This window comes from endosymbiont of Lamellibrachia barhami (assembly GCF_011947365.2).
Lineage (GTDB): Bacteria > Pseudomonadota > Gammaproteobacteria > Chromatiales > Chromatiaceae > QGON01.
This window is the reverse complement of record NZ_JAAVSH020000001.1, coordinates 1982520-1996575: the sequence shown is the minus strand read 5'-3', so window position 1 is coordinate 1996575 and position 14056 is coordinate 1982520. Positions and strand designations below refer to the sequence as shown.

At 55.8% G+C, this 14056-nt stretch carries 16 protein-coding genes; 11 read left to right on the top strand and 5 right to left on the bottom strand.

Features of this window, described 5'->3' with window-relative positions:
• Window positions 1-230 precede the first annotated feature (230 nt).
• Together G9Q73_RS19585 and G9Q73_RS08960 are read left to right on the top strand one after the other, a co-directional pair.
• On the top strand, window positions 231-608 hold the full coding sequence (locus G9Q73_RS19585) for an ankyrin repeat domain-containing protein (protein ID WP_439654709.1): 378 nt from the start codon (window positions 231-233) through the stop codon (window positions 606-608).
• Between the two features lie 140 nt (window positions 609-748).
• Entirely contained in the window at window positions 749-1210 is a 462-nt protein-coding gene (locus tag G9Q73_RS08960) for a hypothetical protein (RefSeq protein ID WP_177419479.1), read from the top strand.
• A gap of 162 nt (window positions 1211-1372) precedes the next feature.
• Here G9Q73_RS08960 and G9Q73_RS08955 read toward each other — a convergent pair whose 3' ends face one another.
• Window positions 1373-2497: a PilT/PilU family type 4a pilus ATPase gene (locus G9Q73_RS08955; RefSeq protein WP_177419478.1), complete on the bottom strand. Its 1125-nt coding sequence runs from the start codon at window positions 2495-2497 to the stop codon at window positions 1373-1375.
• Between the two features lie 150 nt (window positions 2498-2647).
• Window positions 2648-3682, bottom strand: a complete 1035-nt coding sequence (locus G9Q73_RS08950) for a type IV pilus twitching motility protein PilT (RefSeq protein ID WP_177419477.1) — start codon at window positions 3680-3682, stop codon at window positions 2648-2650.
• 238 nt (window positions 3683-3920) lie between these two features.
• Between G9Q73_RS08950 and G9Q73_RS08945 the strand changes: the two genes are divergently transcribed.
• The 8 genes from G9Q73_RS08945 (at window position 3921) to G9Q73_RS08910 (ending at window position 10288) form a co-directional block, all read left to right on the top strand.
• Complete coding sequence (locus tag G9Q73_RS08945) at window positions 3921-4619, top strand: YggS family pyridoxal phosphate-dependent enzyme (protein ID WP_177419476.1); 699 nt, start codon at window positions 3921-3923, stop codon at window positions 4617-4619.
• Between the two features lie 162 nt (window positions 4620-4781).
• Complete coding sequence (locus G9Q73_RS08940; protein ID WP_177419475.1) at window positions 4782-5081, top strand: pyrroline-5-carboxylate reductase family protein; 300 nt, start codon at window positions 4782-4784, stop codon at window positions 5079-5081.
• Between the two features lie 52 nt (window positions 5082-5133).
• The gene (locus G9Q73_RS08935; RefSeq protein WP_177419474.1) at window positions 5134-5460 is read left to right on the top strand and encodes a hypothetical protein; all 327 of its coding nucleotides are present in this window, start codon (window positions 5134-5136) and stop codon (window positions 5458-5460) included.
• A gap of 477 nt (window positions 5461-5937) precedes the next feature.
• Complete coding sequence (proC, locus tag G9Q73_RS08930) at window positions 5938-6765, top strand: pyrroline-5-carboxylate reductase (RefSeq protein WP_177419473.1); 828 nt, start codon at window positions 5938-5940, stop codon at window positions 6763-6765.
• Window positions 6765-7340: a YggT family protein gene (locus tag G9Q73_RS08925; protein WP_177419472.1), complete on the top strand. Its 576-nt coding sequence runs from the start codon at window positions 6765-6767 to the stop codon at window positions 7338-7340. The genes proC and G9Q73_RS08925 overlap by 1 nt, the downstream gene beginning before the upstream one ends.
• Window positions 7334-7630 (top strand): DUF167 family protein, encoded by a 297-nt coding sequence (locus tag G9Q73_RS08920; protein WP_369408948.1) that lies wholly within the window; start codon window positions 7334-7336, stop codon window positions 7628-7630. Before G9Q73_RS08925 ends, G9Q73_RS08920 begins: the two co-directional genes overlap by 7 nt.
• A 131-nt stretch (window positions 7631-7761) precedes the next feature.
• Entirely contained in the window at window positions 7762-9741 is a 1980-nt protein-coding gene (locus G9Q73_RS08915) for a dynamin family protein (protein ID WP_177419470.1), read from the top strand.
• A 100-nt stretch (window positions 9742-9841) separates the two neighbouring features.
• A complete protein-coding gene (locus G9Q73_RS08910) occupies window positions 9842-10288 on the top strand; it encodes a DUF4426 domain-containing protein (RefSeq protein ID WP_177419469.1) in 447 nt (148 codons plus the stop codon).
• 212 nt (window positions 10289-10500) lie between these two features.
• On the opposite strand, the gene G9Q73_RS08905 is transcribed toward G9Q73_RS08910, so the two are convergent.
• Genes G9Q73_RS08905 through G9Q73_RS08895 form a run of 3 tightly spaced genes read right to left on the bottom strand, consistent with a single transcriptional unit; the run spans window position 10501 to window position 12987 of the window.
• Window positions 10501-10905, bottom strand: coding sequence for a hypothetical protein (locus tag G9Q73_RS08905; protein ID WP_177419468.1), 405 nt, complete (start codon window positions 10903-10905; stop codon window positions 10501-10503).
• Between the two features lie 14 nt (window positions 10906-10919).
• A complete protein-coding gene (locus G9Q73_RS08900; RefSeq protein ID WP_177419467.1) occupies window positions 10920-11600 on the bottom strand; it encodes a sulfite exporter TauE/SafE family protein in 681 nt (226 codons plus the stop codon).
• Window positions 11593-12987, bottom strand: a complete 1395-nt coding sequence (locus G9Q73_RS08895) for an AmpG family muropeptide MFS transporter (RefSeq protein ID WP_369408861.1) — start codon at window positions 12985-12987, stop codon at window positions 11593-11595. Before G9Q73_RS08895 ends, G9Q73_RS08900 begins: the two co-directional genes overlap by 8 nt.
• Before the next feature lie 141 nt (window positions 12988-13128).
• Here G9Q73_RS08895 and pyrE point away from each other — a divergent pair, with 141 nt between their 5' ends.
• Window positions 13129-13770, top strand: coding sequence for an orotate phosphoribosyltransferase (pyrE, locus tag G9Q73_RS08890; protein WP_177419466.1), 642 nt, complete (start codon window positions 13129-13131; stop codon window positions 13768-13770).
• Window positions 13771-14056: the final 286 nt, after the last annotated feature.

Here is a 14056-nt window from a genome sequence, read left to right as displayed (position 1 = left end):
AGCCATCACTGGGATGGATACGCTGCACTTCCGTTTTGCAGGATTCCCATGTATCAAGTTCACTGCTCTTGTTCGCCTCATCATCGCTTTTTCTTACCGCCTGTTCGCAACAGGAGCCAGAGACTCGAGTCGGATAACCCGCCCCTGATCACTTCGGTTGCTGAGAGAGGGGACATGAGCGAACTCGATAGACTGCTGACCCAGGACAGCACTATCGACGTGGTCGATGCCTGCCACTGGACCCCCTTGAGAAGGCAGCGCTCAACGGCCATGCAGAAGCAGTGGAACGTCTGCTGGATGCCGGCGCCGACGTCAATCTCACAGATAAAGGCGGCTACTCAGCGGTCATGCTGGCAGCATCGAACAACCATGCCCGCGTGGTCGGATTGCTGCTGAAACGGGGGGCCAACATCGACCAGGTAGAGACCACCGGCGGCTGGACCGCCCTCATCTGGGCTACCAAACTGGGGCACAGGGAGACGGTTGATACACTGCTGACTCATCAGGCCAACCCCGGCCTGCGTGATCTCAAAGGACGCAGCGCACTGGACTGGGCTCACGACCAAGGGCACCAAACCATCATCGAACTGCTCTCCGAAAGAGGATAGACCCAACAGACTATTTCACTCGATCCCTTGGCCCTCGGCCCTAAATTAATGGTTGAATCATTGACCTGAATCATGCGACCACTACTGAATACGGGCCTATTATTGATAGGACAGCAATCTCATTGTGGGAGGGGTTCACCATGGCAATCAGCAACGACCAGGAGTTACGCAAGGTATTGGATGAACTGCCGGCAACCGAACAGCGCGATCTGGGCTGTCGCTTCGTCGCAAGTGTGCGCCACCTCAGTGAGGATCCGCGAATTGGCCAGGCGCTTGAAGTGATTGCTGAAAGGAGTGGGCAGCCGGATGAGATGTTGTCTGCCTACAAAGGGGTCAAGGCGCTCTCCACCCAAACCTACGCCGCCTGCGGCCGGGATGCCGACTGGGCGATCCAGGCGGAGCACTTCGTCGCCGCCGCAGCTGCCGCCTGTCTGCTGCCCGAGGGGCAGATCAACAGCAAGACCAATCTGGCCTGGAAAGCCGCTGTTCAGGCACGCATGGCCAAGAACTGCGAAATGATTCTCAACGATGCGGGAGAGGTGGATAACGAGGCGCAGAAGCAGTATGCCATCGCCGCAGCATTTATCGCGGAAAACGGGTGACTAGTGTCCGTCCGGAAACAGGTGAATAATTGTAGCCCGGATGAAGCGCAGCGGAATCCGGGGAGATAAGTGTCTGATTCATAGTCTGTTCCCGGATTACGCAAGCTCCATCCGGGCTACGGTTATTGGTTACCGGATAGACACTAACTAAATTGTAAGAGGCTACCCCTTCCCGTCGATCAACGAGACACCATCCAATCCGTTGATCAGACTTCCATTGCCCCTGTTCATGCCAAGTTTGATCATAAGGCGCACATCATTGGCAGAGTCCGCATGTGCCAACGCATCCTCATAGCTGATCTCACCCTGTTCATAAAGCCGGTAGAGAGATTGATCGAAAGTGATCATGCCATGCTCCGTGGAACGCTTCATCAACTCCTTCAGCTTTGGGATATCCCCTTTACGAATCAGATCCGCCGCCAGTGGAGTGTTCAGCAGAATCTCGAAACAGGCCCGCCGACCATTGCCATCCGACCGCCGCAGCAGCTGTTGGGCCACAATCGCCCGTAGATTGAGGGAAAGATCCATGAAGATCTGATCCCGATGATCTTCTGGAAAAAAGTGAATAATTCGATCCAACGCCTGATTGGCATTGTTGGCATGCAGGGTGGTGAGACAGAGATGCCCCGTTTCGGCAAAGGTCAGCGCATGTTCCATTGTCTGGCGGGTGCGGATCTCTCCGATCAGGATCACATCCGGCGCCTGGCGCAAGGTATTCTTCAGCGCAACCTCGTAGGATTCCGTGTCCAGCCCCACTTCACGTTGGGTAATGATGCAGCCATCGTGATTGTGGATGTATTCGATCGGATCTTCGATACTGATGATATGGCCACTGCTCTTGTTGTTGCGATGACCAATCATCGAGGCCAGGGAGGTCGACTTACCGGTACCCGTCGCCCCCACGAAAATCACCAGTCCACGTTTGCTCATCGCCAGATCCTGCAGCACCGGCGGCAGACGCAGTTCCTCCATGGTGGGGATAGTGCTCTCGATACGGCGCAGCACCATGCCGACCGAGTCCCGCTGCACAAAGGCACTGACCCGAAAACGTCCAATGCCCTTCGCATTTATGGCGAAGTTGCACTCATGGGTTTCATCGAATTCGCGCTGCTGTTGATCGGTCATGATATTGAGGGTGTAGTCCTTCGCCTGTTTGGCGCTGACTGCAGTCCTGCTGACCGGGACGATACGCCCATCCACCTTGATGGAGGGTGCCCTGCCCGCTGTAATAAACAGATCAGAGGCCTTTTTCTGGACCACCATGGCCAGCAGCACATTAAATTCCATGTTCATTCCTCGTTGAAAAAAACCACTCATCCTAGGATCGGGATCGGTTTCATTTGGTCACGCCAAAGCCTGAGTTGAATTGATTGTTTCCAAGGCATTTAAAACCTCGTTGATCGATCAAATTCGACTCCGACCCCTCTTAATTTAAGTTTAGAAAGAATCTTTGTTCTGCGCCTTGGCCTTGGCATCCAGACGACTGATCACGCCCTTGTCCACCAGCTCTTTCAGACTCTGGTCCATCGTCTGCATGCCCGTCGCCTGACCGGTCTGTATCGCCGAATACATCTGTGCCACCTTGTCTTCACGAATCAGGTTGCGGATCGCCGGTGTGCCGATCATGATCTCCCAGGCCGCAGTGCGCCCTCCGCCGATCTTCTTCAGCAGCGTCTGGGCAATAACCGCCCGCAACGATTCCGACAACATGGAGCGCACCATCGATTTCTCCCCAGCGGGAAACACGTCGATGATTCGGTCGATGGTCTTGGCGGCAGAGCTGGTATGCAGGGTGCCGAACACCAGATGGCCGGTCTCAGCCGCTGTCATCGCCAGACGGATGGTCTCCAGGTCACGCAACTCGCCCACCAGAATAATGTCCGGGTCTTCACGCAGGGCTGAGCGTAGCGCCTCACTGAAGCCCAGTGTGTCCCGATGGACCTCGCGCTGATTCAGCAGGCACTTTTTACTGGTGTGAACAAACTCAATGGGGTCCTCGATGGTGAGGATGTGGGCGTAGTCGTTGTCGTTTTTGTAGTCCATCATCGCCGCCAGGGTGGTGGACTTGCCCGAGCCGGTGGGCCCGGTCACCAGCACCAGACCACGGGGTACGTCCACAATCTCCTTGAAGGAGTTGGGACAGCCCAGATCCTCCAGCGTCAGCACCTTGGAGGGGATGGTGCGAAATACCGCAGATGCGCCCCGCGCCTGATTGAATGCGTTGACACGAAAACGGGCCAGACCGGGAATCTCGAAGGAGAAATCGGTCTCGAGAAACTCCTCGAAATCCTTCCGCTGCTTGTCGTTCATAATGTCGTAGACAAGCCCGTGGACCACTTTATGCTCCAGCGCCGGCACATTGATGCGCCGGATATCTCCATCCACACGGATCATCGGCGGCAGCCCGGATGAAAGATGCAGGTCGGACGCATTGTGTTTGACACTGAATGCCAAAAGTTCGGCGATATCCATTCATTTCCCTCAGAAAAAAGAACCGGCGCGACGACCCTGTTCAGAGCGCCGCTTATCTATTATCGTCAATAATAACGGCACTTGCGCCGGTTTCTACAAATTGTTTGTCACCACTCCGTGCCGACAGGCATTTGATTTATGCCGACACTGCCCATACTCTCAAACAGACTCCTTTCATTTACACCCTGCTGTGATCATAAAACCCAGGCAGAATGTAATTTTTTGTAAACTATCGACCATGAGCAGCATCGAACAGAGACTCACCAGTGTACGGCAACGCATCGAGCAGGCGGAGCGCAAGGCGGGACGAACACCCGCCAGCACCATTTTGCTGGCAGTCAGCAAGACCCGCACGGCGGACGAAATCCGCGCCGCGTTTGCTGCCGGACAGACCGCCTTCGGCGAGAACTATCTGCAGGATGCCCTGGAAAAGATCGATGCACTTGCAGACATGGAACTCGAATGGCACTTCATCGGTCGGATACAGAGTAATAAAACAAAACCCATCGCAGAAAATTTTGACTGGGTTCACAGTATCGCAAGTTTGAAGCACGCGCGAAGATTGGGTGAACAGCGTCCCCCTGGGCGCCCGCCTCTGAAGATCTGCATTCAGGTCAACACCAGCGGGGAGGCCAGCAAGGGCGGCCACGACCCGGAACAACTGCCGGAACTGCTCAAGGCGTACCAAGCCCTGCCCGGTATCGAGGTGATGGGACTGATGACCATTCCGGCACCGGCGGATGATGATGCAGCTCAGCGCCGTCCCTTCCGATTGCTGCGGCATCTGCGAGATACTCTGCGCAGCGATGAACTGCCACTGGAGACCCTTTCGATGGGCATGTCAGGCGATCTGGAGGCAGCGATTTTGGAGGGCGCAACAATTGTTCGCATCGGTACGGCCATTTTTGGTTCCCGGCAGTATAATAGTGTTGCGTAGTATCTATTCTGAAACTCATGATTCACCACGAAGCGCACAAAGGACACGAAGAAAATATTTTATTAATCAATTCATTACATTTTTTTACCTGGTGGTGAAAATCGTTTTTACACGGGCGACCACTCACCAACCATTGACCCCGACTACCATTAAAAAGCATCCATGAAACTAAACAGCATTACCTTTATCGGCGGCGGCAATATGGCTGCATCTCTTATCAGCGGATTGATCGCGGATGGCTATGACCCCACGCATATCACCGCCAGTGATCCGAATAAAGAGCGGCTGGCTCAGCTCGCCGCCAACTTCCGCCTCCGCACTGAAACCGACAACGATGCCGCCGTGCAAAACGCCGACATCGATCGTCTGGTCAAACCCAGGTTCTGGAATCCGGTGGTCCGTGACATAGCCGGCGCCATCTGGCGCCATCAACCGCTGGTCATGCCATCGCCGCTGGAGTGAGGAGGCGGCGCATTGCGGGAGTGGCTGGGAAGATGTCGCCCTGGTTCGCACCATGCCCAACACACCGGCAATGATTCAGTCCGGCGCCTGCGGTTTGCATGCCAGCGAAAATGTCAGCGGCATTCAGAAGACCAGCGAGCATCCTGCGCGCCGTGGGACTCACCTGCTGGGTGAGCGACGAGCAAATGGATGCAGTAACCGCACTCCGGCAGCGGACCGGCCTACTTTTTCGTCATGGAGGCGATGGGCCGCTGCCATCAGAATAGACCTGACGCAGAAGGGCGCCGCCTGCTCACCTGCGAACCAGCACTGGGGCAGCCGCATGGCGATGGAAGCAAGGACTCCCTGGCCACACGTTGCGGAAAAGGGCAATACGTAACTGGCCAGCGGGAGGCCAGCAAGGGCGCTACGACCCGAACAACTGCTGAACTGCCTGGCGTACCAAGCCCCGCCCGGTATCGAGGATGGGACTGATGACCATTCCGGCACTGGCGGATGATGATGCAGCTCAGCGCCGTCCCTTCCGATTAAGCTGCGGCATCTGCGAGATACTCTGCGCAGCGATGAACTGCCACTGGAGACCCTTTCGATGGGCATAGCGATCTTGGAGGCAAAGCGGATTTGAGGGCGCAACAATTAAGTTCGCATCGGCACGGCCATTTTAACATTCCCCGGCAGAATAGTGTTGCGTAGTGTCTATTCTGAAACTCATGATTCACCACGAAGCGCACAAAGGACACGAAGAAAATATTTTATTAATCAATTCATTACATTTTTTCACCTGGTGGTGAAAATCGTTTTTTACACGGGCGACCACTCACCAACCATTGACCCCGACTACCATTAAAAAGCATCCATGAAACTAAATAGCATTACCTTTATCGGCGGCGGCAATATGGCTGCATCTCTTATCAGCGGATTGATCGCGGATGGCTATGACCCCACGCATATCACCGCCAGTGATCCGAATAAAGAGCGGCTGGCTCAGCTCGCCGCCAACTACGCCATCCGCACTGAAACCGACAACGATGCCGCCGTGCAAAACGCCGACATCGTCGTCCTGGCGGTCAAACCCCAGGTTCTGGAATCGGTGGTCCGTGACATGGCCGGCGCCATCTGGCGCCATCAACCGCTGGTCATCTCCATCGCCGCTGGAGTGAGGGAGGCGGCATTGCGGGAGTGGCTGGGAGAAGATATCGCCCTGGTTCGCACCATGCCCAACACACCGGCAATGATTCAGTCCGGCGCCTGCGGTTTGCATGCCAGCGAAAATGTCAGCGACATTCAGAAAGACCAGGCAGAGAGCATCCTGCGCGCCGTGGGACTCACCTGCTGGGTGAGCGACGAGAGCCAAATGGATGCAGTAACCGCACTCTCCGGCAGCGGACCGGCCTACTTTTTTCTCGTCATGGAGGCGATGGAGGCCGCTGCCATCAAGATGGGCCTTGACGCAGAGAACGCCCGCCTGCTCACCCTGCAGACAGCACTGGGGGCAGCCCGCATGGCGATGGAAAGCAAGGACTCCCTGGCCACGTTGCGGAAAAAGGTCACTTCTCCAGGCGGCACCACCGAACGGGCATTGGGTATTCTGCAGGAGGGGGGGCTTCCGGCGCTGTTCGAACAGGCGCTCAACGGTGCTCGTGATCGGTCTCAGGAACTCTCAGAAATATTGGGAGGAAAATGATGGACAGCAACTACCTGGCAAATCCAGCGATCTTCCTGATTCAGACTCTCTTCGGCCTCTACATCCTGGCGGTGATGCTGCGTCTGATACTGCAACTGGTGAAGGCGGATTTTTATAATCCCGTCTCGCAGTTTCTGGTGCGGGCCACCAATCCTCCCCTCAAACTGTTGCGCCGTTTCATACCCGGCTTCGGCGGCATCGATATCTCCTCCATCGTTTTGGCCTGGACATTGAAATCCGCAGAACTGGGCCTGGTGATTCTGCTCAGCGGCGCCTCGGTCAATGCCCTCGGCCCCATCCTCTGGGCCATTCCTGAACTGGTGGAATTGCTGATCAACATATTTCTCTTTGCGATCCTGATCCAGGTTATCCTGAGCTGGATCAACCCTGGCGCCTACAATCCCGTCTCGGCACTGCTCCACTCGCTGACCGACCCGGTAATGCGGCCAGCCCGCAGAATCCTGCCCCCTATCTCAGGCCTCGACCTCTCGCCCATGCTGGTCATGATCGGACTGGTGCTACTGAAAATGCTGCTGCTGCCGCCATTGCGTTCAATCACCGGCAGTCCATTTTGAGCGACTGGTATCATTGGGATGGGGACGATCTGACTCTGCGACTGCGCATTCAACCCAAAGCCTCGCGGGACACCTTTGTCGGCCCTCACGGCGATGACTTTAAGATTCGCATCACTGCTCCGCCAGTCGATGGCAGGGCCAACGCACATCTCATCAAACTCCTGGCCAAGGCCTTTGGTGTACCCCGCAGCCAGGTGACCCTGGTGAGCGGTGAAACTTCACGTTCAAAATGCCTGCGCATCCATGCCCCCAAAAAATCACCCATTCCCGTGAACAGGCGCCCAACTTGAACGCCGGAAAGAGACAAATGGACAAAAAACTGTTACGCGTACCTTAATCAGGCTTCAGTGCATCTGAAGATGGTCGCTAAAGCCAGTGTGGCATAATCGTCAACAATCAGGTGTTCATGCGAGACAGCAGAATGGAACAAATACGTTTTCAACAACAGCTCCAGGCCTATGGACAGTGGAAGGCAAATATCCTTCGCACCATCAGCGAATATGGCCCTTGGCTGGAACAGAACGGCATGTCCACGCCGGAGACCCAGACTCGCATCACCCAGACCATGGAGATGCTGAAGCATGATCGTCTCACCATCGCCTTCGTGGCTGAATTCTCCCGTGGAAAAACCGAGCTCATCAACGCCATCTTCTTTGCCGATCATGGACGACGCCTGCTGCCTTCCAGCGCTGGCCGCACCACCATGTGTCCGACAGAGATCTTCTTTGATCACGAGCGTGATGAGGCCTATGTCCGACTATTGCCGATCGAGACGCGACTACAGGACACATTGATCTCGGATCTCCGCAAGGATGAAAAGCAGTGGGTTCACTATCCATTGGAGACCGAGTCAGTGGAGCAGATGGAGGCCTCACTCGGCGAGGTGATGCAGACCAAAATGGTCACGGTAGCGGAAGCGACACACCTCGGCCTCTACAGCCCTGCCCTGCACCCGCATCAGAAAAAACCGCCGAAACTGATCGAAATCCCAAAATGGCGCCACGCCCTGATCAGCTATCCGCACACTCTCCTGAAACAGGGTTTGACCATTCTCGATACTCCGGGACTCAACGCCCTGGGAAGCGAGCCGGAGCTGACACTGAACATGCTGCCCTCGGCCCAGGCAGTACTCTTTGTACTGGGCGCCGATACCGGCGTCACCCGCAGTGACATGGAGATCTGGCAGCACCACATCAAAGGCTTTCAGAGCGGCAGGCAGCGCGGCCTGATGGTGGTACTCAACAAGATCGACACCCTGTGGGACGACCTGCTGGAACCGGCGGAGATCAACGCGACCATCTCCAAACAGCAGGGTGAAACCGCCAAGATACTCGGCATCTCCGAAAGCGCTGTATTCCCCATTTCCGCTCAGAAGGGACTGGTGGCGAAGGTCCGCCACGAAAGCGAACTGCTGGAGAGAAGCGGACTGCTCTCCCTGGAGAGCCATCTGGCTACCGATGTTCTGGGCATAAAACAACAGATCATCCTTGATACCGTTGGCGCCGATATAGGCCAGATGCTGGACAACAGCCGTAGCGTACTCTCCGGCAAGCTCACCAATGCAAAAAAACAGCTGGAAGAGCTGGAGGAGTTGAGCGGAAAAAGCGACGACGTCATCAACAACCTGATGGAGAAGACCCGGGAGGAGCAGTCCCAGTATATGCATGACGTCGAGAGTTTTCAGGTAAGCCGTCAGAAGTTGAAGAGGCAAGCGGACAACTTACGGGCTGCGCTTGACCTGAATACGCTGGACAACATCATCAACCGCAGCCGACGTGAAATGACAAACAGCTGGACCACTCATGGCATGAAGACGGTAATGAAAAGTCTCTTCGGAGAGGTCCGCCGAAACATGCACTCCGTGGTATCACAAAGCGAGCAGACCCGGAAGCTGATCCGCTCCATCTACCGAAAATTTCAGAATGAACACGGCTTTGCGGTCATCCAGCCCAAGATGTTCTCCATCGTGAAATACCGCGTGGAACTGGAACTGCTGCACCAGGAAGCGGAAGTCTTCCGCAACAGCCCGGTTACCGCAATGATGGAGCAGGGTTTTGTGGTTAAACGTTTCTACGCCGCACTGGTCAGCCGGGCCAGACACATCTTCCACCGCGCCAGCGATGACATTAACAATTGGCTGGTCACCACCCTGGAGCCCCTGGTTTTGCAGATCCGGGATCACAAGGAGATGATGGAGAAGAGACTCAACAACCTGCAGAAGATCGGCCAGTCCCGCAACACCCTGCAGTTCAGGATCGTTGAACTTCAGGACCAGTACACGGAAGCGGCGCGCCAGCTTACCTCTCTGCGCAACATGGCAAACCGATTAAACAGCAGTGAACCACTGAACAAAGAGAAACGGCCACGACCCCGGCTGGTGCCCAGGCAAAATACCTCATAAACTGTTAGGCTTCTATTTGGCCAGCCCGGCCAAAAACAGAATAACCGATCTACCAGATTTTTTTGGAGTGTGGAAACCCGCGCCCAATAAGGAGTATTTTATGTACCTGCACAGCTTCCGTCTGCTCGCCCTGATGACACTCTATCTGCTTTCACTCAACGCCATAGCAGAGAACAGCACCAGTATCCCGGGATACAAAATTCACCACAATGCCATCCCCAGCGCATCCCTCGATTCCGGGATCGCCAATCAGTATCGTATCCAGCGCAGTAAATACCGTGGCATGATCAATGTCAGCGTCATCAAAGAGGCTCCTAACACCACAGGCATGTCGGTCAGCGCAATCATCCTCGCCAAAGCCGTCAACATACGCGGCCAGCTTATCAGCATCCCCATGCGCAAAGTCACTGAAACCAATGCCATCTACTACATCGGCGAATTCCGTATCTCGGATCAGGAGACCCTGAATTTTACCCTGGAGGTCAAACCGGAAGGCGAGACCCGTTTCTATACCGCAAAACTCAAACAGCAGTTTTTCATCGATTGACAGAAAAACCAGTAGGCCTGATCAAGCGTAGCGGATCAGGCAATAGACTGGCACAGTAGGTCGGGTTAGATGCGCATTGCGACGGACATCAATTTTGTCATCTGGCTTTACGCACATCGTAACCCAACAGTGATTTATCGGGTTACGTCGCACTCATGGTGCGGTATCAAATTCAGGTTTTTGCGCTGTCGTACGACTAACCCGACCTACATCTAGCGTTTTTCACCTGACGCATCCCCGCCTGCAAGCGCCAACTCAAGTTGTGACCCTTTAACCGGCTGCACCAGAACAGCGTGCAGGGGAAATATCTCGTTGAGCTTATCCACATATTCACGCTCGGATTTCTCCACCAGCACGATCACCCGCGCCTCTGGGGCATACTTCTGCAGGCTGAACAGAAAGACATCCAGGTTACTGATGTTGATGCCGGCATAGTTATTGGCATATCCATAGAAAAACTCGGCCACCACAATATCCGGCCGCTGCCGTTTCAGCTCGCTCATCACCTTGCGCATCGAACGAAACTCGATCTGACGAATGCCCAACCGTCGATAGAGGGCAGAGAAATCGGGGTGTGTTGGGGATTCGAGAATCGAAAACAGCGTGGTATCGGACATCACAAACCCTGCGACTAGAACGACCGCCACAAAGTCACCAGACCAAATAGAATCACGAGCATACCGGCCCCTCGGCGCACCCAAATATTCTTGGTCCAGCGGGCAAGGCTGCCTGCCACCAGCCCCATGGCAAAGAGATTGGGCAGGGTACCAAGACCAAACGCCAGCATCAGTCCAGCCCCCTTGAGCACACTGCCGGCCGAGACGGTCCAGACCAGCATGCTGTAGACAAGTCCGCAGGGAATCCAGCCCCAAAACACGCCCAACAGCCAGGCCTGCCCCGGTGTATTGACCGGCAGCAATCTACGGGCGTAGGGTTCGATGTGTTGCCAGAGCGCACCACCCGCCTTTTCGATACGGGATAACCCAAGCCACCAGCCACCGAGATAGAGACCGAGAAGGATCATGAAGATACCGGCTATGGCCAGAAGCACACGCTGCGCAATATAGATCGGGGCCACCTGTGCCAGCAGCATGCCGAGTCCACCCATAATCGCCCCAGCTACCACATAGCTGCTGATGCGTCCCAGGTTATACCCAAGTTGATATGGGAGGGTGGCGCCAGCGCTGGAACGCAATTTTTCCGGCAACCCGAAGGTCAGTGCCCCGACGATGCCACCACACATTCCGGCGCAGTGCACCCCGCCTAACAGACCCACGACAAAAGCCGCCAGATATCCGCCCTGTTCAAGCATGTTTTTTATACCCACTGGATGGAATGTAGCGCATCGCCAACAGGATCAGCACCAACACAGGCACCCCCATCAGGGTGGTGAGAAGGAAAAACGTCTGATAACCCATGCCGTCCACCATCACCCCGGAGAAGCCACCCAAAAACTTCGGCAACAGTAACATCACAGAGCTGAACAGAGCATATTGGGTGGCTGAGTAGGAGATATTGGTCAGGCTGGAGAGATAGGCGATGAAAGCGGCCGTCGCCACACCCGCACTCAGGTTGTCGATAGAGATTACCAGAGTCAACATCGGCACATCGTGCCCCACCCCTGCCAACACGGCAAACAACAGGTTGGTGGCTGCCGCCAACAGGCCACCCAGTAAGAGGGTGCGCATTACACCGATCTTTACCATCAGCAAACCACCAAGCCCCGCCCCTACCAGTGTCATGATCACGCCGTAGACCTTGGTGATGGTTGCCACCTCCCCTTTCGAGAACCCCATATCCACATAGAAGACGTTGGAGATAACCCCCAGTACTACGTCAGATATACGGTAGGTGGCGATCAGTGCCAGGATCAACAACGCCTGCCAACGGTAGCGGCTGATAAAATCGACAAAGGGGCTGATGGCAGCATTATAGAAACCTTCGGCAAACCGGCGTAGCGCCAGGGGCAGCCACTGCTGGTGCTCGATCAGCTTGTCGGTCCGATTTTCCCGCTCCAGAGTGTGAGAATCGGCGGTGACCTCCGGCTCGCGGATAATCAGCGTGGTAACAATACCGACCAGCATCATCAGCGCCATACTCAGGTAGGCTGCCATCCAGGCGCCCTGATGATAGATCGTATCATCCGGATCAAACAGGGCGGCAATCGCCAGCGCCCCTGCCCCACTCATGATCATCGCCAGCCGGTAGCCCATCATGTAGGTGGCCGCCATGGCCCCCTGCAGATCCTCCCCGACACTTTCGATGCGGTAGGCATCGATTACGATGTCTTGTGTAGCCGAGGCAAAAGCCACGCCCAATGCAAGCAGCGCAAAACGGGCAAGACCCTCCTGTGGATCCGACAAGGCCATGCCGACCAGGCCCGCAATGATGCAAAACTGGGAGAGCAGCATCCAACTGCGCCGTCGTCCCAGCAGACGGGTCAGCAGCGGCAGGGGCAGGCGATCCACCAGCGGCGCCCACACCCACTTGAAACCGTAGGCCAGCGCCACCCAACTGACAAACCCTATCGTACTGCGTTCAACGCCGGCTTCCCGCAGCCAGAAAGAGAGCGTACCGAACACCAGCAACAGCGGTAGCCCCGCGGAAAAGCCAAGGAACAGCATGCCCCGCACCCGGGGATGCCAGTAGACCCTGGAGGCATCCAGCCAGCTGGTGAGCGTACTGCTTGGGTTGGGCACTGAGACTCCTGTGGTAACCGATGGATTCAATCTGCAAAAAACCGCGGCCATTATAGGCGTCTCCGGCAATCATTTCCCAAGCTATCACCTTGTAGGTGTACTAAGTTACAATTCGCGCATCAATATAATCGGAACTAACCCATGCAGAATTATCAGCGCGAGTTTCTCGACTTCGCCCTCGACGTGGCGGTGCTGCGCTTCGGTGAATTCACCCTCAAGTCAGGTCGCATCAGTCCCTATTTCTTCAATGCCGGACTGTTTAACACCGGGGCCAGCCTGGCCCGTCTGGGCCGCTACTACGCCCAGGCAATCGTCGATTCCGGTATTGAGTTCGACGTGCTCTATGGACCGGCTTACAAGGGGATTCCTCTGGCTGCAGTCACCGCTGCCGCCCTTTACGACCACCATGGACGGGACGTGCCCTATGCCTTCAATCGCAAGGAGGCCAAGGACCACGGCGAAGGCGGCATCATCGTCGGCCATGAACTGAACGGTGGCGTACTGATTATCGACGACGTCATCTCCGCCGGCACTTCGGTAAGGGAGTCGGTAGAGATCATCAAGGATCTCGGCGCCACACCCGCCGGTGTGGTCATCGCCCTGGATCGCCAGGAGCGTGGCAAGGGGGAGCGATCTGCCATTCAGGAGGTCGAGAGTGACTACGGCATACCTGTGACCTCCATCGTGGCCCTGGAACAGCTCGTTGAATATCTGGGGGAGAAACCCGACTCCGAAGAGTCGCTGTCGCGCATCCGCGCCTACCGGAACGAGTACGGAGTCTGAGTTGCCGGACCGAATTGAAGTAGGCCGGTTCAAGCCTAGGAGGTTGTCGGATTTAACACTGTTTGGCTGCAAACGGATAAACCCGACAGCCTCCTAGCGGAACCGGCAACCCCATCGTGTTCTGTCAATTCAAGGGCGCCCGATCCGCTGCGCTTGATCGTGCCTACGTTTTAGTAAGTTAGCCGATAATCAGCTTGCTGCCCACCAGCAGGGTGACGATTTCGAAACCCCGCTTGATCCAGCGGTTCCCTTTGGTGATGGAGAGGTGGGCGCCGATGTAGCCTCC

Excerpts from the sequence above, each read along its gene's own strand:
- G9Q73_RS08945 (WP_177419476.1), top strand. The coding sequence starts at position 3,921 with ATGAGCAGCATCGAACAGAGACTCACCAGTGTACGGCAACGCATCGAG.
- pyrE (WP_177419466.1), top strand. The coding sequence starts at position 13,129 with ATGCAGAATTATCAGCGCGAGTTTCTCGACTTCGCCCTCGACGTGGCG.
- G9Q73_RS08910 (WP_177419469.1), top strand. The coding sequence starts at position 9,842 with ATGTACCTGCACAGCTTCCGTCTGCTCGCCCTGATGACACTCTATCTG.
- proC (WP_177419473.1), top strand. The coding sequence starts at position 5,938 with ATGAAACTAAATAGCATTACCTTTATCGGCGGCGGCAATATGGCTGCA.
- G9Q73_RS08950 (WP_177419477.1), bottom strand. The coding sequence starts at position 3,682 with ATGGATATCGCCGAACTTTTGGCATTCAGTGTCAAACACAATGCGTCC.
- G9Q73_RS08940 (WP_177419475.1), top strand. The coding sequence starts at position 4,782 with ATGAAACTAAACAGCATTACCTTTATCGGCGGCGGCAATATGGCTGCA.
- G9Q73_RS08925 (WP_177419472.1), top strand. The coding sequence starts at position 6,765 with ATGGACAGCAACTACCTGGCAAATCCAGCGATCTTCCTGATTCAGACT.
- G9Q73_RS08935 (WP_177419474.1), top strand. The coding sequence starts at position 5,134 with ATGCCCAACACACCGGCAATGATTCAGTCCGGCGCCTGCGGTTTGCAT.
- G9Q73_RS08960 (WP_177419479.1), top strand. The coding sequence starts at position 749 with ATGGCAATCAGCAACGACCAGGAGTTACGCAAGGTATTGGATGAACTG.
- G9Q73_RS08900 (WP_177419467.1), bottom strand. The coding sequence starts at position 11,600 with ATGCTTGAACAGGGCGGATATCTGGCGGCTTTTGTCGTGGGTCTGTTA.
- G9Q73_RS08955 (WP_177419478.1), bottom strand. The coding sequence starts at position 2,497 with ATGGAATTTAATGTGCTGCTGGCCATGGTGGTCCAGAAAAAGGCCTCT.
- G9Q73_RS08905 (WP_177419468.1), bottom strand. The coding sequence starts at position 10,905 with ATGTCCGATACCACGCTGTTTTCGATTCTCGAATCCCCAACACACCCC.
- G9Q73_RS08915 (WP_177419470.1), top strand. The coding sequence starts at position 7,762 with ATGGAACAAATACGTTTTCAACAACAGCTCCAGGCCTATGGACAGTGG.